This window comes from Alicyclobacillus shizuokensis NBRC 103103 (assembly GCF_001552255.1).
GTDB classification, from domain to species: Bacteria; Bacillota; Bacilli; order Alicyclobacillales; family Alicyclobacillaceae; genus Alicyclobacillus_G; species Alicyclobacillus_G shizuokensis.
This window is the reverse complement of sequence record NZ_BCQV01000044.1, coordinates 1-24,352: the sequence shown is the minus strand read 5'-3', so window position 1 is coordinate 24,352 and position 24,352 is coordinate 1. Positions and strand designations below refer to the sequence as shown.

The following is a 24,352-nucleotide window of genomic DNA, read 5'->3' as shown; positions in this document are numbered from 1 at the left end:
TTTGGCTGAAAACTCCCGTATCGGAATCAAACACGCATACCAGTTGCTGATGACCGTCCAAATCATTCGCATAGGTATCATACACACGAAATCCGATCACCTTTTCAAAAGCTGTTGCGTCGCCTGCGGTAAAAACCAAGTCACCCTGCCCAGTTTCCAGACGAAATCGCGGAGGTGAAACCAGCGTTCTATTTACCTGTTCCTCAAAGGTGCGTTCAATCGCGCTTACTATCGACTTCATTGAGACGAACTTCTCAACCTCTTGGTCTGTAAGGACATGGTACAAGTTCAGCCGTCCCTTCTCTCGTGAGATAAGATGTCGGCAACCACAGATGAGTACGGCGGTTTATCTCACGTCCTGGAATCGAAGCCCTATAAATCCTTGTCCCCTTTCAATCCCTTCCTTACTTTCTCACCATTCTACGTCGGGATAATCCTCGACCAGACTGATATCTTCGACCGAGCAACCATGCTCTCTCGCCATTGCTCTGACTTCTTCTTCAATTTGACGATACTCCTTGCCTTGCTCGACCATCCGCTTGACGATTGTAGACAACGTCTTTGCCCGTTCTTCCCTGCCTCCGATGTTCAAATAGCGGATGTTCAATAAATCGACGTACTGACTCGCATACCCATCCACCCAAGGATAACCCTTGTGCATGAGGTTCATCATTCGCTTGAATGAAGCCTCTGTCACAACTTCCTTCACACAATTGACCACTAAGGACTGAAACAGTCGTACAGTCGCAATCGAGGCATCCCATTGAATACGCTTGTCCAATAGGGGAAAGGGAGCGGTCTTGGCGTGCTTTTTCGCGTAAAGGCGGATAAAGTCATTCAAAGCGACTGTGACGAAAAGGGCTTCGGGGTAATAGACCTGGCACTTGTAGTACACGTTTTTCTCAGGGGTGATGAGTTCCAAAAACTTCATCCTGTCCGCATCCATACCATTTGGTACGAACTCCACTTCACGATCACCCTGGATGGCATGGCGTAATTCGTAACAGATCCCAAGGACTCGGAGTCGAGCGCCTTCATAGTCCCCGTACTCCCCTTCATCCCCAACGATAGTGTGTAGGGCTAAGTAAAGAGTATCCAGGTCCAGATAGTCGCCAGATATTTCGATCCCAGCCAGATTGGGCGTGTTGCGAAGGGTTAGCATGTGTTTTCACCTGCGCCCATGTTTATAGGGTCAAGGTTAAGTATAGCTGAAAAGATGGGGGCACGGGTTTAAAGTACGAACAATGGAAATCTGATGCAGTGGGTACAAGGCAGCACATCCTATTGAGATGCGAATGACTTTCCGTCGCTGAGTTCGCCTCTCTTGGGATGATCAAGTTCTTGGTTAAGTCTCGGGCTCTGGTTTTAGTAGCCACCACACAACGTACAACGAGTCATCACATGATACGCAGATAACGATTCAGACAATTCGCGGAGACTCTGCTCCACATCATTTAGGTATTGCACATCGTGATGAAAAGCATCTACGACCTCATCATTCTCATTCAGCACAAGGAACACCTTTTGCTTTTGTTTATTGGGATCAGCTTTTAACCTGGCAATAAGGTCCTCCATTACGATCCGTTTCATACTGTATTTTTCAGATTCCACATCCGAAGGGAAATTGGACACTGGATATCTAAAATAGTCACCTGCGTCATCGTATGAAGAGATAAGTCGAACATCGGCGAACATTTCAGGATTGATTCTCCAGTCTCCTTCGGGAGCCAGTTCATTCAATCGACTTCTGTACGAGATCATAATGTTCTTCCAGTAGGAAAAGAGAATACGTATGCTATGTGTCTTATTTATCGATGCATATGCATTCTTTTGCCCTCGTTGCCGCACACTTCGAGGAAGGTAAATGTTCACGTAATCATTTTGTTTCCCTCTTTTAGGGACACCCAGTTTCGCATGAAATATGATGATCATCGACTTAAGATACAGTTCGATGGCGTGACGATAGAGATAGTGAATTGGTACACGAGACTGGGGTATGACTGAGTGCTGAAATTCGGAAGTAGCCAACGCATCTGCCGCCTGTTTAAATGCTTCAGCAGTTACACCAAACCCTTTATCCAAATGTGTACTAATTTCCGTGAAGTAATAATTCACAAGCCTCATCTCCCAGTTACAATTTGACCCCAGCATTATGGATTTCAAGGACGGTCGCCGCGATTTCAGCCTGACACATAACAATTGCACCTATCGTCTGCAATAACCCGAACGCCCACTCTGGTCTTCTGGACTGGTATGCGACGCGAAGGGTTGTGTGTTTCGGTTCAGCTTTCAAGAAGTCATCCAACATCTCAATAACCATAAATCGGTGTTTAATATTATTGAAGGCTTCCACCATGAGTGGCTTTGTATCATTCCCTGCTGACTGGTTATTCAAAGGAACATCCGAGGCAGAAAGTTCCAACACCGTATAGATACTGTCTGTCCAATCTGGGGGCAGGGTTTTGGTAGATATGTCTGCACTACTTGTAACCGACTTTTCACGGTAGCTCTTCGCTAAATCAACCACAACTTTGGCAAAGTCGCGATAATGATTCTCGGTGTCCTTGAGCTTATCGACTGGCATCTTGCCTTTGAGCTTGTCTATTGTCGGTAAGTCCAACATCTGTCCCAAATCGAGCGTTGGATTCTTTATTACATAATCGAAAAAGTCCGCAACCGCATTCACCTCAGAATCCAGATACTTCACGAACACACCCTTGTTACCTTGACGACGACGGCGTATTGCATGAAGGAACGCGCCGAAATCCTCAATCGTCGAAACATATTCGGCGAATAGACGGCTCACCATAATCCCCTGAACTCTGCCCCCTGTTCTTAACGATTGCTCCTGGCGAACGGCATCATCGTGTGTCATGAACTCCAGTTGTTCATGTGACATAACCCCCAGTTGGCGAGCGTTCCTTGCCCCTTCCACCAGCGCCAGAGCAGTTACGAAATGATTAAGATACCCAAACGCAATGTAATCCCGTAAGAATACTGCGTCCTTTTCGGTGAACAACGAGTTGTCCTCCTCACCGTTTCCCTTTGTGATAAAGAACTCTCATGCACGCATCAAAATGCCTTTGAGGAACGACGAAATTGACTCCAAACGGTTGACGGTTCACCGCGTAATTCGTTAACAGATCTCGAATTCCAGAAGACAGATACTTAGATGGGAAACGGAAATTATTCTTGATGAACTCAGACCAGAGACGATACATTGTACCCGCGATTACATCCGCAATCTGAATCCCTATCTCATCTTTTGACTTCCCTTCGATCAGACAGAGCTTATCCAGATGAAAATGAACCAAACCGTTGAGTCTATTGTGGCGACCGAACGCCGAGAAGTCATTTTCCTCCAACGCCCTCATATTCTCATAAAGAATCTGAAAGAAGTGTGCGTGCTCATCATGAATAAATGTGGTTTCTGAAATACCAGCATGTCTCTGGTATTGCTGAACTCTCGCCATGATGTTCGCAAGTGCTGGAATGTTGGGCAAAGCTGACAATGTTTGACCTTTTGTACCCAGATCGGGTTCGGGAAGCAAGGATTCGACTGGAGACTTGCCCCCACCTTGATGATAAACCGTGGTGTACTCGTCGAGAGTCTCGTCCAGAGTTCGACAGAGAGCCTGACCAAATTCATCGGTGCGAAGTAGCAAAACAGTTCTTAGACTGGATATGAAGACGTCGAATGTCTGTTGGTCTCGCTCCCTGCATGCCTTCGAAAACAAAACAAATACGCGAGTTGGCAGAAAGTCGTACAAATAATCTGCTGCTCGCTGAATGACGTTAAGAGTCAGGTCAGTCGGCGGCGTTTCCAAGAGGATACGACAAATCAGGTTGGTGATCTGCATGCAAAGGAAATACTTTTTGTCATTGATCTCGACGAAAATGGGATATTGGTTGAGCCATAAATAATCAATGAGTTCGATAACGAGATTTGGCTTGGTGTCGTACAGCTTTGAGGATTTCAGTTCAGGGCTTTGGATGCGATATCTCCGCTTTAAATCCTGGACGAAGGATTCAATTTCACTTCGGTCATCATCATAAATACCTACTCCAGCCAAAACAAAATAGGGTTGTCCGTCAAAGTGAAAGTCCTCATTCCTACCAACACGGACATCCCCTGTATTCCCACTCTCGTCGATGAAGATGTTAAGCCTCACCATAGTCGACCTCTGAACCTCTGATCCCAACAGAATGCCCTCAATGCAACAGCACATAAGTTCCACTATGACGGACTGACCCTAAAGAGTCTTGACCATTTCATTGAAAGCCGCATGTAGCTCCTGCACGTCTTGATAACGGTCATCGAGGTTATCGGATAGTCCCTTTTCAACAAATGATTGAAATTCCTTGCTCTTGTACTTTCCTATCGTCACCCTGCCCGTCATGACGAAATAGATCAATCGTACCAGGGCATATGTCTCATGCCTAATATCATAGTGTTTGAATCCTATTACTGATAGTTTAGGATCGTTAAGGGACCCTTTTATTTCCGTATCTGATTTTGTGAGTGTACTACCAGGCAGTTTGACCAACCCAAAATCCGAAACTTTTACGACCTTCAACCCATCATAGAGTTTAACCAAAATGTTCCTTGTACTGATATCCCGATGTAGTACGCCCTTACTGTGAATGTAGTTGAACGCTCTCAATATCTGTCGAACAAGGTTTACTCTTGCACTCACGTCGAGTTTGTTGTTGTTTTCGGTAATGTACTTCTCCAACGTCTTGTCTACATACTCCATCACGTACTGGCGGTTCGTTTCATCAAAGTTGTATACTTCAACGACGTAGGGTGAATTGAGCTTTTGCATCGTGTCAAATTCCGCCTTGAAACGTTGGTACTCCTCCTCGGTCAAATCCTTGTTGGCTCTTTTAATGGCGAACCAGCGATTGTAGTATTCATCCTTGTATTTGTGGACACTTGCATACGAACCACTACCAATCATCGTGGTTGGAAACAAACTCTTTCGGTTACAGCGTTCTACACCGATGGAGGCTGTTAGCTGGAAAATAGGTTGTGTTTCTATAACGTCGATCCGTTGAAACCCTCTGGGGATAGGACTGCCACCACTATGTTGAAGGAACGCTTCACACTGTCGAATGATGTCATCGTAATAAGGAACTATCTTAAACTCGTGATCTGTCCCTCTAAAGTTCGCTTGAACCGTCCTTATTTCATCTAACACGTATAAAAGTTCTCTGCTCTCATGTGCGGTATAATGCCCGCTTCGAAGCCGTGTGTTCATATATTTGAATAACTCATTCAGCTGGTAATGAAAGATCGAAAAGAACTGTTGTAAATACTCGTTTTGAACATCATCGTAAAACTCCAAATTCAATTGAACATTGTGGTCGAAGTATGGGTATTTCTCGCGGCATCCGTCGAGTTTATTACGGAGGTAGATTAAATACCCGTCGGTCTTTGCTACCATCAAATCACCCTTACTTAGCCCTTGTTTCACTGTAAATCATGTTTGAACGCGCCCGTAAAAAGAGCGGAGTTCCCCTTCCCTCTGTTTCTTCAACTTACGCCCAACGCCTTGAACACCGCATCCGTTGGGTCAGAATAGAAGATGGGCTGTATCTTGATCAGTAGATCCGATGGAACAGTTTGCAGATCCACGACCGACACCGCAGGAATTAGTACCTTCTTCGCCCCTGCGTCAACGCATACTTGTAACACATTAGCAAACTCTTCAATCTTGGCTATGGTTCCGCCGACTGTCATGTTTCCGAGGACTACCAGGCTCTCCTGCACGGATCGTTCCAAAGCCGCAGAGCACAAGCCCACTAACTCGGCAATTGCCAACTCACTGGTGAGTCCAATCCCCTGCAAATCACTTATATGCATTAGATAATCCTTGGTCTTGGTGCTAATCGTTCCGCTGATACTCTTCGCGTTCGCGGTGAAGTATCGGAAAGCTGTATCGAGACTCTCCCTCGCTCCACGATGAGAAGCCACACCAGACTTTTCAAACTTCCCTGTTCCCGATACAACCTGATTCTCCAGTTTATAAACACCAATCATGCCAGAATCTCCATGTCCAACCGTATAAACATGACCTGGCTTACCCATTCCCTCTGGGATCAGCTTCCCGCCACCTTGTTCGGGCACAGACACATATTCTTCGTTCAGCGTCTCCCTGTCGATATAGGAGAAATGGACATCGTAAAACTCCATTCCTCCAATTTTTTTAAGCTGTTCCTTGACACGTCTCCGTCCTTCCAACGCATATCTCAGGATCTCCTCCACATTCTCTTTGGTGTATTCGTCATTTGGGTACAAGAGCTTAATCAATCCAGATACAGTCTTGCGAACCGCGATTACGTCGCGCTGGTTCAAGTTGTTGCCAAGCTTAAAGTAGCGGTCAATCGCGTCAGCAAAGGAGCGTTTTCGCATCTCCCGAAAATACTCCGCCATGTAGTCCACAATGAACCCATACTGGGTTGTCAGAAATTCGGGGCGCATCTTGGGGATCTCCCAGCCAGGAAGGTAATAGTGCATCCGATCAAAGAAAGCAGTATCGTTCGCCATAGCATCAGGGAACGGTGCAAAGAGGTGCGAGGTCTTGATAAGGGAATCCAGACTCTGATTAATATTCCCGATAAACACCATGGATGCAGACGCCGCTTTCTCCTCTCTGCCCCGTGCAAACGACCCAGATGCCATATAGTCCTTCATAATTTGAATGCCATCTTTATCCTTGAACTGAATGCCTGCCACTTCATCAAACGCGACGACATCCCATAGCCCAACCAGTCCTATCTTTTTGGTTGACATGTTGTAGAATAGGTTCGCGACAGTTGTCTGTCCGCCAGACACGAGAATGGAGTTTGGGGACAGTTCCTTATAGACGTGGGATTTCCCCGTGCCTCTTGGTCCCAGTTCGCATAGGTTGTAGTTGTTCTCGACCAGTGGTACAAGCCGAAGGAGAAGATGCCACTTTACCCGTTCCTCCAAATGGGTCGGCTCCATTCCTGTCGAGCGAATCAACACATCGATCCATTCCTCTTTGGTGAAACTCCGCCGCCCTTCAAAAATCTCGTTCAAATCCATATTGGGCATCTGAATGGGTTGTAAACTACTGATGCTAAACGGGTTCATGTTGCGGGCTTCTTCGTCAAAGAAATAGTCCATCTTCAACATGCACCAGATGCCGCCCGCCAACAGTTTGTCGTACTCTTTGACGTAGTTAGGGGAAATGGGAACCCCTTTAAGTCCCAGGTTCGAGAACTCAGCTTCATAGGTGTCAATCTTTGGATTGAGAGTCACAGTTACCTTATCGATGATGCTATACTGCCCACGCTCACGAATTCTTGACTTGATTTTCTCGGCTTCATCGGGTCTTACGAAGTTCTCTGCCAGGATCTTCTTGACCCGTTCTACCCCTTCGCGAATGCTGTCTTCATCGTCGGTCGCCGCGTACATCCCAAGCAGATATTCCAACACATAGACAGGCACATTCGCACCCTGTTTAATCATGTTGGTCAGATCTTTCCGCACGACCCGCCCAGGAAACACGGTGTTGAGTTTTTGATCTAAATCCAAAGAGCGTTCTTCACTCCGTGCCATTGTGCCCGCCCCTTAAAAGTCGAAGTCACTGATGATACCGAGATTAATCGTAAATGGAATCCTTTCAACCACGACATTCGTTTCGGTATCCTTGATGATGAGATAATAGTTCCTGTTTTTGTCATACTGCATCTGCTTCAACGCAAACTGTATCTTAAACGTCCGCTCTTCTGGCTTGTCGGTGGTTCTATCACATATCAACGTCGCCTCGTTGCTGATGACCGCACCGTCATCATCCGCCATATAGATTTTCACAGTCCGTGGAACCCGCTTGTCCTCTACCTTCTCAGTTTGGAAGAAGGTCAAGTTAAACAAGCTGTTTGTGATCTTCCTGGTGGTGTTCGTGAGCTTGATATCGACCTTCACGATTTCACGACTATGCTTCTGTTCGCTTCGGATATTCTTGAACTGAATCAAGGGCACGACGATTTCCTGCAAGCTGGCTCCGCCATGGACGAAATTGACCCCAGACCCTTGAATCTTAAAACGAATCGTGGCTTTGGGAACATACGCCGTGATGTGATGCTCATTCACAATGAATGAATCCATATTGATATTCAGCAGACCATTTCTCTCGCCCGATTCTTTCGCCAGCGAATATCTCCGCTTAGTCTCAATCGCGTCTATGCCTTCCTTTTCGATTTTATCGCTCTCTTCCAATGGATCTCGCTGATACACGAATCCATGGTCAGCAGTGACGAAGATGTTTGTGGCACTGAGATCATCCCGAATAATCTTGATGATGCCGTAGATTTCTTCAATCGTGTCCTCGGCCGCTTTGAACGTGTTAATCTCCGTCGAGGCTTTGTCTCCCGTTGCATCAATACTGTCGTGATAGATGTAGATGAGTTTCTTGCCTTTGAAAAACTCCCGCCGCCCCGCCTTGTTCATGGATAACAGGTCACGAAAATGAACCGCAATGCTATCTGGGACTGCGCTCTGTAGGATTTCGTTCCGATTCTCCAGACCGCTGGACAATTTCCCATCAACGAGCACTCTGCCATTCAAATCAATCTCAAGGTTTTTGTGCGGGAGCAATGAAGCCATCCCCAGCTTTGTGACTGACGGGACAACCCCTAACAAAGACTGGATGTCGCAAACCCCTATTGTCTCAGTGTTGAGCTTCTCCGCCAACTCCACAGCAACTTCATACCGTAGGGCATCAGAAATCACGACAAATACCCGATCACCCTGAAGAATTTTGGGTCCGACGAAGTTGCGATAAAAGTCCTTCTGACTTTGTACGCCTGGGAGCGTCCAATTTGTTTTCATCTCGTTGTCAACAGCCGATGACCAATGCGCACTGAGTTCGCCCATGAACCAGTTGGTATACAGGTTTTCTACCATCGTCCGTAGCTTCTTTAGGACTTCGCTATCTGGCTCATTATCGTAAGCGACATAAAACTTTCTGTAGTACGTGTCCATCAGATAATACTTGTCTACGTAGGCTCGGAACATCTCGTGCGCCTGAACCTGTGGGATCCCAGAACTATGCTGTTTGTAGAACTCGAACATCTTGACCGTGTAAAACAGGGCTTCATAGGTGTACTGATATCGCTCGTAAAAGTGCTTAGTACGTCTCAAATTGATTAACTTGATGTACTCCGTATAGTCCTCCAGACTCGCATCCAAACTGTTGGCGATGAACGCAATAATCGCTTTGTCGAAGTACGGGAAGGTATCCGCCGTCTTGAAATCCTCAACGTCCAACTGACTCACAATGTCAGCAAGTTTGATTTCACGTTCCACCACGTCGGCAAGGTCGTCATACACGGGATAATCCGTCTTGTGATGCATCCAGTGGTCAATGAACACCATCGCATTCGACCTGTTCCGTGTCGCTATGTAGTGCTTGACCTGCGAAAGATGGCTCTCGTCGATGGCATGACTGAGAGCCGTTACTGTCAAGTGAATGAACAGTGTCTTTAGCGATGGGTTACTTTGTTCATATCCATATCGGTCAGACACATATCTCCAAAACACGGTGAGGTCGAAGAACTTCTCGAAGTCTCGCAGGTACTTGTTATCGTTGTCATCCAAGCTATCCATGAGAACGACTTTTAAAACATCCTCGAAGTCAGGCGACTTTAAGGCACAGATCGCACTCATTATCCCCAGTTCAAGAGCTTCCTGAGAAGGGAATGACAATTCGAATGCCTTCAACCGTCGCGTTCGCTCTTTACGGTCAAAGAACTTCTCGTACTTTTTGACCACGCTCCGCAGACTGGGATCGATGTTGAACTCATCCATCAGCAGTGAGATTCTGTCTGCACGAAACGTCTGAGAATACAGGAACGTATCCATGAGCCAGTTGTCCTCATGGTTCATGTCCAGATTTGAGTAGATGAGATAGTTAGATGAGGTATCCTCTTCTTCAAGCATATATTTGGTATAGAAACTGTTCGTTTCAGTCAATATGTGAATTTTGGCGTTGACCAAAGAAAGCTCGTTGATATCATCAACGAACTCCTTGTCCCTGTCCAACCAAAAGACAATCTTGCGTTTTTCCCCATCCTGCAAGGGTTGCTGGAAGGTTGCGTTCAGCGTGCTTACGATTTCATCTAAATTCAAGTGGAACACCCTTTTCTCGGACTACAGGCGTTTAGGGATACACCAAGACGATTGGTATATCCCCATTCTACCCAAATACTAATTTCGTTTTGCAAGCAAGCCTTCAAACTTAGCGTAGTTCACATCCACACCATCATCCAGGTCGATTTCAATCTGCATGTCCGCCATATGATGCAGAAGTTCCTCGTACTCCTTCAGTTCCGCTATCTTCAAATCCAATGCCCTGAGTTTCTTTTTGGCGGCACCGATCTCCCTTGCCGTTCCATCGCCCTCGATAATACTGAGTAGGGACTTCTTCTCCGCATCAAGGCGAATCTGAAGCTCATGCACATAGTCCGTTCTAATCCTTGACAGCGTGGTCTTATCATACCTATGCATATAGATCAAGCAGTTAAATGCCTTCTGCTTGCCAGACGTGAATAGCCAATAAATCGGCTTCTTTTTGTATGTCTGAACGTGATCCTTGAAGAAGTCATTCAGAAAATATCTCCGAATCGCTTCCCTCGGAGTCTCATCATCCTTCTTCCCCAATGTGTCGGCGATGAACTCCAAGTTCTCCGCCAGGGTTTCTTCACCAAAGATCACTTTGACAAACTCAACGAATCTGGATACGATGTCGTCCTCAAAATACGCGTCCGAAAGAATGGGAAGGATGTTGTCGCGATCAACCGCAAACGTTTTATATCTTTCAGGATCAAAGTTGCCTCCTGCGTAGACAAGACCCTCTTCATCCAAGGAATAACGCCCAAACATGCACCCTACAGCATAGGAAATGAAGGACTTGATGTCCCTTTCTCTATCTGCCTTCCGTACCGTTATTTCATCCTCACCAACCGAAGGATCAATTTCCCCCTCTAAACGATATATCCTCAAAAATCGTTTGTTAAGCTCCAACTCGTTTTTAAGCAAAGCTTGAAATTGGGCTTCAGAGTACATAGACCAATTATCTAAAGCTTTAGCAATGGTGTTTGCCCCTTGTCTAAACTTAATTAAGGGATGTGATTTAAAATCCCACGAAGTTTCGAATAGATCCCAATCTTCTTTAGATATTGATACATTATCTCTTACAATTTCGCTTATAACCCCAACCTCGTCAAAAACGATTGGCAAACTACTTAACGGACCCTCATGATAGTCAATCGTCGGCGATATTATCTTAATGAGGTAGTCCACTAATTTGCTGTTTAAGTATCCCAAAATATAAAATAAGTTCCCATTATTATTGGCGAAATACATAGAACCCTTCGTCTCAAATATAAACCCAGTTGGGGTATATCTGACGGATAACGCGGCTGAAGTTAGTGTAGACCACGTTAGTCCTTCTCTAAAGTAGTACTCTTGGTTCTGTGGTCTTGACCTTAGCTTTCCGCTTTCATCTTTGAAGTTTTTAATTTCAAATCCATCGTTCTCCCAATTAATTATATGATTGTTGTTACCATACCATTTTCTGAATTCGCCTCCCTTATTACAGGGAAACCATTTCAACTTACTTTCCCTTGCTTTATCGGCACTGGCACAGTTAAATCCAATCTTATTGAAGTCTACTTCGAACCAGAGCCTGAGAAACTTTTCATTGCTACCTGTAGCTAATCCCTGTTTTGCGACACCTACTTGATTGAGAGAGAGTTGTTCGTTGAAGATTGATCTTACATTTGAATTTGTCCAATAGGAAATTGGACTCCCAGGAATCTTAGAGAAGTCGTCCTGTTTTGTGCTGTAATATCCTACACCTTCAAAGAACCGCTCTTCTTTACGTTCTACACTGTCAACTGCGCCGTGCTTCTGGTACAATTTCCTATAGACAGCTGTATAGTGTTCGATGTTTTTGTTCAATATCACGAATGCTGTAGTTCCAAAATCCGACCCAAATACTCCTCTCCCAAGGTGAAGCATGTTGATGATGGTCTTCGTTTCTACAATGTTCTTGCGTAACTTCTCATAACTTGATAGAAACATCCACACAGGAATGTTGATCATAGACATCATTCCTGTCGGCTTACATAGGTCAAATCCTCTTTCCATAAACACTGTACTCATATCCGATTTTGTATCGGGATAGTTTTGTTTCAGATAATCGGAAAGAGCGGGATTCATACCGTTACTTCCCATGTATGGAGGGTTTGTACATACCACGTCATACTTACGGCTCATTAGTCTTGCCTGCATGATTAGCCCAGGTATCTTCTCTAATGCTTCAGACGTAGATATCCTATCGAGAAGATCACCCTGATACTCCGAATTATTTGCAAAGTAATCCAACCGTTGTTCCAAAAAATCCAGATCTAAAGGCTGGACTTTGAGAATTGAACCATAGTTCTTCGCATCCAAAAATGCATCTCTAAGATGGCACAAAGTCTCCCGCTGGGCATTCTGCACCAATTGTGAAGCCGTTTTGTCAACCAGTACGTCAATAATCTCATCCGTCATCCAGTTGCTTTCCTGGATTGCACAGATGTTGAGCTTGATCCTTTGCCCAAATACTCTACGGGACTTCTCTCTTGCCTTCATCATGACAGCAAACGACGCTAATTGAGCCGCACGGTCATCTATATCAAGCCCAAAGAGATTCTTCTCCAGAATCAGTTTTGGAATCTCATGTGGGATGTACCCTTTTTCAAGGTACATGGAATAAAAGACATCAAACGCATAAACGAGGATATGTCCACTTCCACAACATGGGTCAAGGAACGTAATACTCTCTGGGTCAATGTTCTTTCGGCGTATTTTTTCCAGTTCTTCCTTCACTTGTTGTTCTTGTTCTGCCTCGTCCAAGAAATACTTCCACTCTGATTTCAGTGGACTGTCTGGATAGCTGTCTAACCACAATCGACCCAATGAGTTTTCCACCATGTATCTGACAATCCAATGAGGGGTGAATAGTTGCGTTGCCGCAGGGATGTTTTCCTTGCTGATTTTGATGTTCTTCTTGAGATCGGCAAAAACCTGATCCTTCTTTTCGGCGATGTAGTATTGATAGAGCCATCCGATAATCTCGACCTGTTCCCAATCCGATTCAGGAATCGTCGTCACGTCGGTCATTGCGCGCAGAAAAGACTCTTTTGCGAGCAATCCCTCTGGGAAAAGAATCTCCTTGTAGTCCTCAATAGTCTCAAACAGGAACGGAAGGTACTTGTTCAAGCTATTGCACTGCTTGATAACCATGTATTTGAAAAGCTCTTCCGTCTTATTGTTGAGCTTCAAGTCGTACACGAGTTCTTTGTCGATATCCAGGTCAACGGACAATGCCTCTTTGATGATGTCTGGTTCAGGATTTCCTGGTTCCGAAGAAGACAATACCCGTACCTTTGTGGGGAGGTAATTGTTGACCTCCATGAACCGTAAAGCAATGAAGCGGTTGAACCAGGTGTAGGCAACCTCCTCAATGACATTCTTAAACCCAATTTCACGAATCCGCTGAATAAGCTTGTCCCGTTGCTTCTTTTCGGTCAGGGATAGCTGTTTGCCGTCTATGTAAATGGCATCAGAGCTTTCAAGCTGTGCTTTCTTGATACCCTCCTCCGTAATGCCAATTTTCAACGCCCTGGCTTCAACTTTCTTGATAAGTTCATTCCTTGCGCTGGTTGCAAAGTTCTTTAAAGCTGTTTTATTCATAACCGCATCCACCTGTCCATTTTGTTGATAGAACCAGACCCATTACTCGTTCAACCGTCTATTCGACTAATTCAACCTGTTTGTTGCTCCTGATGATCTGTTTCAGCTTGGCGGAAACTGAACTGAGCAATTTGTCTACGTCCTCTTCCGTCCGAAGCGTCTTCATAACCAGGAGGTTGCTTACTTTAACCCGTTCCTTCTGGGGAGTAGGTATTGGCTCCTCTGGACCATCTGGTCCTCCTGGTCCCTTCGCACTCTCAATCTCATGCTCGATTACCTTGTCTTGTTCCGTTCTAAAGTTGGCACTTTGAGTGATGGATGCATCTACCTTGAATATGTCCACATACCCGTCAATGCTCTTGAACAAGTCGTCATAATAGGATTGAATGCGGTTTTTTGTCCCCTCGGATACCCCGTCCTGATTGGCACGATGGGTCAAGTAATCGTAATCCTGTTGAATTGTTCCCTTTGCCGCCAGCTTCTTTTCTTCCAGTACAGCTTGGATCTGTTCGTCGATTTTATTTACCAACTCAGGAATGTCCTTGATCCTATTGTACGGCACGGGATCGTTCAGAATGGCTTGTAGTTTCTTGGCGTCATCCTCAATCGGCATACCCATCAGATATACCCTGTTCTCCGAGTACCTTTCGAACGCTCGCAAACCATTATCAAAATGATCCTTCTGATATTGGAAGAAGCTCTTTACGTATGAGACATCCTCTTGCCAGTTCAAAAGGTCATCTTCCAAATCGCGGAGCTTTGTGAAGAACGAAACACTGTCCAGTCCCTTTGTGAATTCGCCAAAATACTCGAGCCCCTTATCTAAGAGACTTTTCCCTGGGTATTTACGCCCTTCATAATTACTTTTTAGCTCGTGGATTTCCCTAATCTGGTCGTCGATTAGCTGACGAATGTCCTTCAGTAATCCGTCTTCGTCATCGGCTACATCCGTCTTATTAAACACTTCTTTGCAGATATTTCTCGCGGTCTTCAACAGTGCCTCGTCAACCTTAACCCTTTTCAGCACAATGACCTTATCCACTTCACTCGCCTTGGTTAAGGCGGTAAGGGTGGTTGGGTCTTCGGGTTCCAAATACTCAGCATTGTAACGGAGCCGTATGCGTTGTTCTTTCAATAGTTCGGCAATGAGTCCTGCGATATCGAGCGGCTTCCACCCATATGGTTTGTCGCTGAAACGATCCAACAGAATCTTTACCCGCACTTGTTTCTTGATGTCATCCTGTAGACTGATGAAATCGAACACCTCTTTTATCGCCAATGCATTGTCGTTCGACTCCGATCCATCCAGAGTAATTTGCGTAGAGTTACTTTTCAAGAGCAAACTCAGGTCTTTCTCGGACTCCAGGAATTTTTTCACGAATCCGAGCTTCGTATAGACATTCTCAACCAACTTTTGAAACGCAGTGTTGAGCTTATCCTTAACGGTCGCACCCTTTATATCCAGCTTGTCGCCATTGATGAAGACTGTGCCGTCCTTAATAGCTTCTTCAAGCATCTCACGAACTCTACGTTGACGCTCTCTTGCTTCACCTTGTTTCGTGTTCAAGATGTTTTGAATGTTTTCTGGAAGTTGCGCAGGGTTCTTCTTCCTCAGATACTCTTTGATCTTGAGGACTTCTTCCATTTCATCCGTATAAGCCCCGTTACCGCCGAGCTTCAAAATCATCTCGTGACTACCAGAAGACATGAGCATCAATTCTTGATCTGATTTCCCATAGTGCTCAGACAAGGGTGATAGGATATTGATTCCGATAGCCGAAGTTTGGCTTCCGCGATTCTTCTCGTCCATTTTTTGATTGTAAGAAAAGGTATATTGTGACGAGTATCGATACTTGTTTCCTTCATAGAGATCATCAAAGATGAGATCGGCGAGTTCCTTTTTCACCAAATCTTCTTCGACCTTTGTCGCCTTGATTTCACGATTTACATCTTGCTCATCATCTGTCAGGAACATGAATATCTCGCCGTTTTGCTGAATAAGGGTTTCTCGAACAAGCTTGCGTAACGAGACCGCAATCTTTTCCTTAAGAGCCAACTTGTCTTCATCAATGCTTGTCACCATCAAGGTGGCAATATTGTCTATATTGGCAGGAAGCTCCTTGATGTATTTGATCAGGAAGAGAGTCTTCAGCACATTCGCGTTGAACTCATCGTCCTTTAACGACGGGTTTTCATACGCCCCCTCAATCACTCTCACAATGGAAGGCATCAAAAACTCTTTTATTGTGTCGTAAAACGCATAAAAGGGGATAAGTACACCGTCCTCTGCATCCTTAAATCTAAGCGCTGATTCCTGGAATGCAGATAGCATCGACCGTTCCCCTTCAGCCAAGTGCTTTCCTGAACTCCCATGCTTACGTACTTGTTCGAACACGTTCTGTAGGAGCTTAAACTGATAAGGGAGGAAGGGATAGACATCCGCAAACTCCTTCTCGTCTGTATAGCCTCTGAAATCAGCCGTAGCATCCTTGAAGCTGATCAAGTTCTTCAAGATGGCACTCTTTTCGTGGTAAAGCAGTTTGAGCATGTCAGTCGCATGGTCTTTTTTCTGCAGAATACGCTTCTTGATTACCTCATCCACCGAAACCGATGACAATGACAGGCGAGTATCGAACCTCCCCTGGATTCGGGAGAAGTCATCGCCCTTTACCTTGATAATGCTGTCGATGCTTTCCTGGGCAGTGACCATGATCCAGACTTTGCCCTTGCACTGTGTACCCAGGTCTTCTGCCAACGTCTGGAGATCGAGCATCAGCTGGCGACTGTCCCCTATGTACTGACCAATCTCATCGACCAGGAAGATGAGGTGAAAATTGTTGCCCTTCTGTTCGACGTACTCCTTGACTTCCTTCGCGAATTTCTCGATGCTAATCTCAAAACGATTGACACCATTCTCAAACCAGTTTCTTGCTGACGCTTCGGACATCTCCGTAACTTTCGTTAATGCACCGATGACAAAATCCTCATCGAACCAAAAGGTGTGCCGCCGTTCTACCCATTCCTCACCAGACAGCGCTTTGAACTCCCGCTTAAAATCCTCATACACGCCTTCTTTGGTGAGATACTTTTCCATCTCCGCGACGCCTGGGATATCTCCGTAAAAGCCCTGGTGTTCGTAAAACACCTTCAGGAAGACCCGAAGAATGGCATCTTCTTTGGACTTGTTGTCCAAGGGACTCTTTGAATCAATATTGAACAGAATGACCTCAGTCGGCACATTCGCTGTTCGTTCCATGTTCGCCAAGATCAGCGGATCTTGAATCTTTTCCTTGAAAAAGTCAATTGCCCTCTTTCCCTTGACCTCCTTATTTTCCAGTAGGTACGAGAGGATTTTCAGAAAGTGGGACTTACCAGACCCAAAGAAGCCTGAGATCCAGACCCCCATCTTATCCGTGGTTCCGTCGATTCCCTTCTGATAGTTTTCATAGAACTTCGAGAAATGCCTGAGAAGTTCCCTCGTCACGACATACTCATCGAGTTCCTGATATGTATTGTCGTCGTCCGTCTGAGCGACCTTGATGACACCCTTGATGTTTCGCTCGATATCCTTTTGAAACATGTCCTTAATTTTCACGTTGGTTCCCCCTACCCGTTAGTCTACCAACCGAAAAGCTCGGTAATAGTTGTCGTCGTTTAGACGGTTGAATAGCTTCAGCGATAGCCCATCGTATGTCCCAGGGAAGAACATGATGACAGGGGTTTTGTCCAGCACTTCTTGGAGGTTGTTGAGTATGTTATGGGAGCGCACAAATGGATAAACCTTTCCGACTCCCGTAATCAGAACAACATTCTCATCAACGATCTTCTCCTTGATTTTTTGCAGAAACACGTCGGGTTTGGCGAAGTTGACCATTGCCTTGAACAAGGCTTCCTTCCCCTGCTTCTCCTCGATTTGAAAGATACGTTCAAAGATCCGTTTCTCTTTGGCAATCTCAATCATCGTTTTATATAGATCAATCTCGATGATTCGGCGGTTCGAACCTTCATGGCTGAACTCCTTCTTGATATGTTCTATGTAATCCCGAACAACGAGTTCAAACTCTGGTGGATAGTCGAACACATAGAAGCTGATTTCGTTGCCGAGACCCCTACCTTCCAGGAATTTGTCATCTCGAATCTTGGGGATAATCTTGTCCAGCCTTTTATGTAAACTCGAGATACTGTTCACGCCACCCATTCCCCCATGGCTCTCACGTAAGCAACATCCCCGATACTCACCAAATGTCGTTTTAACTCTTGATCCATCAAAATTCTACTCAATTCTCCCGTTTTCCTGTCCCTGAGTATTCCCGCATCAAACAGAACCTTGAAGTAGGCTTGTTTCAGTCTGTCAACGGTCTTCTCTGTCCAAGCCGCCACCGTTTCATCCTGCTCCGATTTTGAGGTGATAAATACATTCACGTCTTTACGTTCAAGGTAATAGTCGTTACGCTCAAACTTGTCCCGAATCATCTCGTTCATGAACTCAAAGAACAAACGGTCTGTCTTCATGATGGCATACAGATTAATGATTTTTCCTGTCTCCAAGGGCTTTTCCAAAACCATTTTACGCAAGGTGTCATCCAGTGCATTCATTCTGCGCAAAACAGAAGGAAGACTACGTTTGATGCTTGATTTGACCTTGTACCCAAACAGGTTCTCTGCTCGGACTTTCTCCCGTATCTCTGAATCCTGTAGGCCCTGCTCCTTCAAGAGCACAACCTTCTTCAATTCAAAGAACAAGAATGATGCTCCCGTCAAAGTGCAACTGTATTCTGACCGTTCAGGCATTACTGGGTTCCTCCATTGGACACGGGTGATGGTGAGCCATCCTGTAGCAGTCCGTTCATATGTAAGATTCGTTCTACGACTCCAAGCCTTCTCTTTCCACATTGTTGCCTCAGAACGGTCGTAAAGTCCCCATTCTTCCACACTTTATCTGGATTATTTGTATAAATATCATGGACGTTCTTAAGAAGAGTTTCTTCGTCAATTTGATCTTGCCAATACGCATCCACAATCGCGTTGAGGGCGAGGGCAAGTTCTCTTTGGGTCTTATAGAATAACTTTACGGTCATGCCCATCCCCACCTCAAAAAGCGGTTCATTGATTACATCTATCTTATTCTATTCTTATTCTGCAAATCTAACAAGCATCGGATGTTGGCAGGAGACAGGAAGTGCCTTGGAGGGGTTGGGGGATCACGTGAGTACGGATAACTTCTCGGGGATATCAATGAGGTTACTGTAAATGCGATAGACCCAGACATCAGCGGCTTCACCTTCTATGTACTGGCTGGCGTTGGTTTCCCAACGCCTTTATCACTCACCCTGTTCCCCTGCTCATCACGCCGTCCTCCTTTTCCGCATCGCCATCACCTCATACTCAAAGTCGAGAATGTCATACAACGGTCTGGAAATATGTTCGATCATGACTCGGAATATCTTCACAACCTGTCGGACGTTCGCTCGTACATCAGGCGACGTTCTGAATTGGACTCCAATTCTGTCGTGCCCGACGTATACCCGTTTATCGATTAACGCCTTCAGGAGATTTGGTTTCATGGCAAACAAGTGAAACAGGTAATTCCGATCTTCGGAGAATCGTAAGTCCACGAATGCGAAACCGCGACTGTCCCTAACCGAACAGTGATAGGTGAGTCCACTGGCTCCAGCACCGAAATAGATAACAGGGTTTTGAGGGTAAAGGGTCTTTTCTCGGTGGAATGGTAAGAATTCTGGGATGTTTCCGCGAAGTTCCTCGATCAGGAATTTGTTCACGTTAATTCGAGATGAAAGATCATTCGACTCATTGGGAATCTGTTGGGGTTGAAGTGCACGAAACGATGGATGCTCCACCGTCTTTACGACCTGGAGTACATTCGAGACCTTGTCCATACGCCACAGATTGTGGTACACGTCAAGTTTGTTCAACCTATCCAATTCTGTCAGTGGATTCAGTACATCTTGGTTGATTATGACGAGATACAAACGTATCGGCTTACCCGATGTTTCGACCAAGTTCCTAAACTCCCTGATGTGCTTGTCCTGGAAACTCAATGCTTGGTAGACGATCGTCCCCTCACCAAGACTATGGATGAGTTCCCTTACAACGGCGAAATGTGGTGGATCTGAACGCCCCAACTGGCTCTCAACCAAAACGGGTCTGCCCAACACCCCATCCAGCGCGTACATGTCAATGGGTTTCTGCCCTTCCTCTTTCCGTTCGAATAAGATTCCGCCTAACCGTATCCCTAACGCCTGCTCCAACCTATCCTTCCTGGTTTTGAGCCACAGATGAAAGATGAACTCCTTCTCCGCTCCGTAGAATGACATTTGATTCCCACCTTTCCAAAGCAAAGAGAGAGAACCCCATAGGTCCTCTCCCGCCTTTGTCATGGTCATATACCGAGTGCGTTACGAAGCTCCTTGGCTCGTTCAATTATCAACATGCTGTCGTGGAGTTGATTTTTCCCCGTCAAATCTGCGTTGACGACAGTTTGAACAAGTACGATGATAGCGTCCTTGACCCGCCTCGTCGCTGGTACTCCTTTCACCGTATAATTGTGCAAGATCAGCAGATCGAATAGGGTCTTGGGCTTGTCTGCTTCGACGGGTAAGTGGAGCAACTCAAAAACCGACACGTCAAGTGCGTCTGCCAGCTTGAACATGATGGGACAGCCTGGACTCTTGCGCTCTCCCTTTTCGAGTCTGTTGAGATAACTGGCGCTGATCCCCGTTTTATTCTCCAAGTCCTTGAGCGAAAGATGTTTCTGCTCCCTCAAGAATTTGATGCGCGCCCCCACAGAATCGTGGATTTCGCGCTTGCCCTTGTCTCTTGCCAACTCGAATCCCTCCAAGATGTTTTCCCCACGGGAATCCTGGTTTTTTGAATCCCTATGTTATAAGCAAAAATGCGTAGAAAATTCAGCGGCAGAAGTGAGATAAGCGCTGATGATTAGAGAAAATACGAGGTTACAATGCCAGGACAAAGATAGGGAGTGTGATTTGGATTTGACAGGAAGCGGAGTTGGGGACGGAAAGGAAAATGATGGTTAAACGATTAGTTCTGTTTCAATATTGATAATCAGTTTCGTAAGGTTAGTCACAATGGTTTCCATAAGTTGAACCATAAATGTTTACATTTGTTGAACACCAAAGAAGTCAATAACCGCAACCTGAGCTTCCTCTATTCCCTGTCACTATCCCCGCCCTCCATAGTTCGATATTATTCGACGGTAATCCGCAAGTCCGCCCCATTTGGCTCATAGTAAATAGAGGAAATGGGCAAAAATTGTCGAAACAATTATTTACGATAGTAGATTTTCATGTATGGAAGCACGGAGTAAGGGTGATTAAACAATGAGACCGAAAATGACAAAGGCAATGTTGGCGCTATCCACGGTACTGGGGATAGGGACGGCGACAGTGGGTACGGCTGATTCAAGTTCCTACGGCTATCTTCCCACAAAAATCTCGGTGAATGGCAAGCAAATCTCAACACCGAAACACATTACTGCACCTGATCCATTTGCAGGTGCAAATGCGTCAAAGACTGCATTTTTGCCGATTTACTACATTGATGGGGCACTAAAAGACTTGGGCATCACCGCCAATTGGGACGGACACACGATGAGTTTGTCGGTTCCAAGTAGCATCAAGGTGAACTACCCTTCACCCCCGAAAGCCTTGCCCCTATCCTCTTCCGTCATGGCAATTGAGATCAACGGTAAAATCGTAACTTACGCACCGAAGATTACCTACAATGATGCAGGGACGACAACGGCGACGACATTTGTGCCCGTGTTCTATCTTGAAAAAACATTTGGGTACTTAGGGTTTAACACAAGTTGGGATGGAACAACGTGGGCTGTGACTGGCTCAACAACAGGACAAACAGGGCAGACGTATCCAGACGGTTGGACGGCTCCTGTGCTGACAGAATCATGGAGTCCTGAATTGTCTGCACATTACGAAGCTGGAGAGTTTAAGTTGTTCCAGGATGAACTTGGCTTTGGCGACAACGGGCACTGGTATTCGATTCCTGGACAAAAGTATGCCATCACCATTGGCGACAGTGGCGTGGCTGGACACGGAGCAGAAGTTCAAATTAGCTTTACCATGTGGGGACCAGATAAATATGATCCTAATTGGGAGCCTGGGGTTCCCGATGCTTACCGCATCCCCGTTATCGCAGAACAGTTGTTTAAGTTCTATTTCGGAAACGATTGGAAAACGGTCTGGGATTACTATAATAACAACAACATTCCAGACAAGTTCACTGCAAATGGACGAACCTGCTATTCTTCTTATGCCAGCGCAACAGGGCAAGTCATTCTCGATGTCGGGTATCCTGCATCGAAGTAGGAAAGGGGAAAAGGCAGGAGACCATTCATTCTAACGGCGGTCTTCCTTCCTCTATTAGTGAACGTAGTGGGAAAGAATAAGTGTCTCACAGCCACATAGAATAGAATTGAAAGAGGATTCGTGTTTCTTTGTGAACATCAATGAGTCGTATTGACTCTATTTTATCCGTATGATAATATCATACACGTAAGGCTCCTCCCCGCGAGTCACGGAGAGGTTAAACCGAGAATATGACTCACTGATTTGTTTCCCTCAAACGATGAGGGATTTTTTATTGGGGAATGGGTGCGCTATTTGAAATTTGTATCTATATCGGATGATTTTTTCATCCTATGTTCCTTTGACAAAGAGTTGCTAAACAATACTGGACGACGACCATATCTGCTCGTGCTTCATTTGAGGTTCAATGGACACAGACAGGATTTCGCGATATCTTTTCGCTCTAATATACCGAATCATGCTCCAAGAAGTCAGTTTTTTTCGTTGCCTCCCAGACCGAATACAAAATCGAATCGCATTCATGGACTACACTACATAAAGATGTTTCCGATCCACAAGAAGTATTTACGGAAGTTTAGAACAGAAGGCGATCCTTATTATGACACGATCAAAAAAGTGATTAGGACAAGCCTTCCGCAGATCGTTCGTGAAGCACAAAGCTATATTGATGCTTACGAACAAGGAACGCGGGTTAACTACGCCACCGACATTGCAGGGATTTACATGACGATTAACGGAATTGCCGCGCAAGCCGAAATAGCGGCAACGAAACCTGCTCAAGAAGATTAAGAGCACTCTACGAACGCACACCCCGTCCTCCTTACAAAACAAGGGTGACTACTTTCATCGCCACCCTTCTCACGTTTTTCAGTCCTCACTTAACGGCAGAGGGTCGCACGACTTTTTATTGACGTATATAGAGCATCATATGCAAAACATAGAGTCAATATGACCTATACATGAAGCAAAACTTTGGAAGCGATGTACAAAGGGTCTGGGACTATTTCAACAGCGGAAATGTTCCTGATCACTTCACAGCTAACGGGCGCACTGTCTACACATCAAACAGCGCCGCAACAGGGCAACTCATCATGGATGCTGGCTATCCAGCATTGTACAAAAGGGGATAGTTGATAGGGGAAGGCGACGGGAATATTGAGGAACTGACAGGAGACCTTTCGTGGGGTCTCTTGTTTTTAGACTGCCTTCAATTGTGCTACACTTAAGCAAAGCTAAAAGAAAATGCAAACAAATCCGCGTCGCAAGGAGGCAGATGGCTTTGGATGACCTTGAGAAATACATTCAAAAGCGGATTCAAAACCCTGAATTCAGACGATACTGGAGAGCGAGCCGATTACAATATGAGATTGCGCGATTGATAATTCGACTGAGAAAGGGCAAGTTATTCAGAGGCAACGAGCTAAGGAGATAGGCTTTGAGGGACAAACTAACAAGTCAATTTCAGAATCAACAAGCAGAAATGGTTACTAAAGTTGCGACTTAAATGTATACATTCACAAAACCATTTGCCTATCTTGAACCGCTTCAGTTTTTGTCCTTCTGCGCTTTCAAGATAGCGTTGTTATCCTTGACAACTTTTCCGAAGTGCCGTGTCTTGTGCTTCTCGATGTAATCCACCACACATCCAAGTGAACGATTCCCACTACTCCCTGTTTCCCCGCTATCCTCAGCAACGCTACGTAACGTGGAGGCAACAGCCTCGATGTCGTCTTCGAGCAAAACGCGGAGTACATACGGGAAGTGGGATCGAGTATTTGGGCTGTTGAGGTAGCGTGAATGGTCTATCATGTAGTCTTCGGCATATTCGATCAGTTGATTTGCCAGATTGAAGCGAAGTTCTTCAACGGTCGCTCCATCTGCGACGATGAATTGAATTTCGCAAATAGAACCAGCATAACGCCCATCTTCATCGACTTCATATTCGTAATTGAGGGGATAGGCGGTGAGTAACTCACGCATCTGCTCGACCGATACGGCAACAATGACATCCCCATCCCGTTTCACAGCCTGTGGTTTGCCACGAACCACCGACTCGATGAACTCATCAAAATGCACCTGAACCTGCGCGGCGCTTACCAAATCTTCCATGAGCATTACTTCTCCCCCCAATCAACTGTATCGCCCTGCCCTTTTTCGCCAGGGTACTGCAACGTCACCGCAAACCGATAAAATGCCTCGTGTTGGTCGGCAAACA

The 24,352-nt window shown here is 45.5% G+C and carries 18 protein-coding genes; 2 read left to right on the top strand and 16 right to left on the bottom strand.

What is annotated here, in order from left to right; all coding sequences use genetic code 11:
* The 15 genes from ASH01S_RS14865 to ASH01S_RS14795 form a co-directional block, all read right to left on the bottom strand.
* Window positions 1-241 (bottom strand): hypothetical protein (locus ASH01S_RS14865; protein WP_217996339.1); only part of this gene is annotated, 241 nt, incomplete at its 3' end.
* 171 nt (window positions 242-412) lie between these two features.
* Window positions 413-1,162, bottom strand: a complete 750-nt coding sequence (locus tag ASH01S_RS14860) for a DUF6904 family protein (RefSeq protein ID WP_067929234.1) — start codon at window positions 1,160-1,162, stop codon at window positions 413-415.
* A 203-nt stretch (window positions 1,163-1,365) separates the two neighbouring features.
* Window positions 1,366-2,115, bottom strand: a complete 750-nt coding sequence (locus ASH01S_RS14855) for a hypothetical protein (RefSeq protein WP_067929233.1) — start codon at window positions 2,113-2,115, stop codon at window positions 1,366-1,368.
* A gap of 16 nt (window positions 2,116-2,131) precedes the next feature.
* Window positions 2,132-3,019 (bottom strand): hypothetical protein, encoded by an 888-nt coding sequence (locus tag ASH01S_RS14850; RefSeq protein ID WP_067929232.1) that lies wholly within the window; start codon window positions 3,017-3,019, stop codon window positions 2,132-2,134.
* Window positions 3,020-3,032: 13 nt separating this feature from the next.
* Entirely contained in the window at window positions 3,033-4,172 is a 1,140-nt protein-coding gene (locus ASH01S_RS14845; RefSeq protein ID WP_169794251.1) for a DUF3800 domain-containing protein, read from the bottom strand.
* Window positions 4,173-4,253: 81 nt separating this feature from the next.
* On the bottom strand, window positions 4,254-5,261 hold the full coding sequence (locus ASH01S_RS14840; RefSeq protein WP_067929236.1) for a protein kinase domain-containing protein: 1,008 nt from the start codon (window positions 5,259-5,261) through the stop codon (window positions 4,254-4,256).
* A 275-nt stretch (window positions 5,262-5,536) separates the two neighbouring features.
* Entirely contained in the window at window positions 5,537-7,588 is a 2,052-nt protein-coding gene (gene brxL / locus ASH01S_RS14835; RefSeq protein WP_067929230.1) for a protease Lon-related BREX system protein BrxL, read from the bottom strand.
* 12 nt (window positions 7,589-7,600) lie between these two features.
* The gene (gene pglZ / locus ASH01S_RS14830) at window positions 7,601-10,168 is read right to left on the bottom strand and encodes a BREX-1 system phosphatase PglZ type A (RefSeq protein WP_306302871.1); all 2,568 of its coding nucleotides are present in this window, start codon (window positions 10,166-10,168) and stop codon (window positions 7,601-7,603) included.
* Window positions 10,169-10,237: 69 nt separating this feature from the next.
* A complete protein-coding gene (gene pglX / locus ASH01S_RS14825) occupies window positions 10,238-13,771 on the bottom strand; it encodes a BREX-1 system adenine-specific DNA-methyltransferase PglX (RefSeq protein WP_067929228.1) in 3,534 nt (1,177 codons plus the stop codon).
* Window positions 13,772-13,829: 58 nt separating this feature from the next.
* On the bottom strand, window positions 13,830-17,366 hold the full coding sequence (brxC, locus tag ASH01S_RS14820; protein WP_067929227.1) for a BREX system P-loop protein BrxC: 3,537 nt from the start codon (window positions 17,364-17,366) through the stop codon (window positions 13,830-13,832).
* 18 nt (window positions 17,367-17,384) lie between these two features.
* Window positions 17,385-17,960 (bottom strand): DUF1788 domain-containing protein, encoded by a 576-nt coding sequence (locus tag ASH01S_RS14815; RefSeq protein WP_306302870.1) that lies wholly within the window; start codon window positions 17,958-17,960, stop codon window positions 17,385-17,387.
* Window positions 17,957-18,562: a DUF1819 family protein gene (locus tag ASH01S_RS14810; protein ID WP_067929226.1), complete on the bottom strand. Its 606-nt coding sequence runs from the start codon at window positions 18,560-18,562 to the stop codon at window positions 17,957-17,959. The genes ASH01S_RS14815 and ASH01S_RS14810 overlap by 4 nt, the downstream gene beginning before the upstream one ends.
* Window positions 18,562-18,849 (bottom strand): TIGR04540 family protein, encoded by a 288-nt coding sequence (locus ASH01S_RS14805; RefSeq protein WP_067929225.1) that lies wholly within the window; start codon window positions 18,847-18,849, stop codon window positions 18,562-18,564. Before ASH01S_RS14805 ends, ASH01S_RS14810 begins: the two co-directional genes overlap by 1 nt.
* A gap of 267 nt (window positions 18,850-19,116) precedes the next feature.
* Complete coding sequence (locus tag ASH01S_RS14800) at window positions 19,117-20,106, bottom strand: hypothetical protein (protein ID WP_067929224.1); 990 nt, start codon at window positions 20,104-20,106, stop codon at window positions 19,117-19,119.
* Between the two features lie 65 nt (window positions 20,107-20,171).
* A complete protein-coding gene (locus ASH01S_RS14795) occupies window positions 20,172-20,615 on the bottom strand; it encodes a helix-turn-helix domain-containing protein (protein WP_067929223.1) in 444 nt (147 codons plus the stop codon).
* Between the two features lie 517 nt (window positions 20,616-21,132).
* On the opposite strand from ASH01S_RS14795, the gene ASH01S_RS14790 reads away from it, so the two are divergent.
* Entirely contained in the window at window positions 21,133-22,137 is a 1,005-nt protein-coding gene (locus tag ASH01S_RS14790) for a hypothetical protein (protein ID WP_067929222.1), read from the top strand.
* 540 nt (window positions 22,138-22,677) lie between these two features.
* Entirely contained in the window at window positions 22,678-22,926 is a 249-nt protein-coding gene (locus ASH01S_RS14785) for a hypothetical protein (RefSeq protein WP_067929221.1), read from the top strand.
* Window positions 22,927-23,682: 756 nt separating this feature from the next.
* Here ASH01S_RS14785 and ASH01S_RS14780 read toward each other — a convergent pair.
* Window positions 23,683-24,246, bottom strand: coding sequence for a RelB antitoxin-like protein (locus tag ASH01S_RS14780; protein ID WP_245629100.1), 564 nt, complete (start codon window positions 24,244-24,246; stop codon window positions 23,683-23,685).
* Window positions 24,247-24,352: the final 106 nt, after the last annotated feature.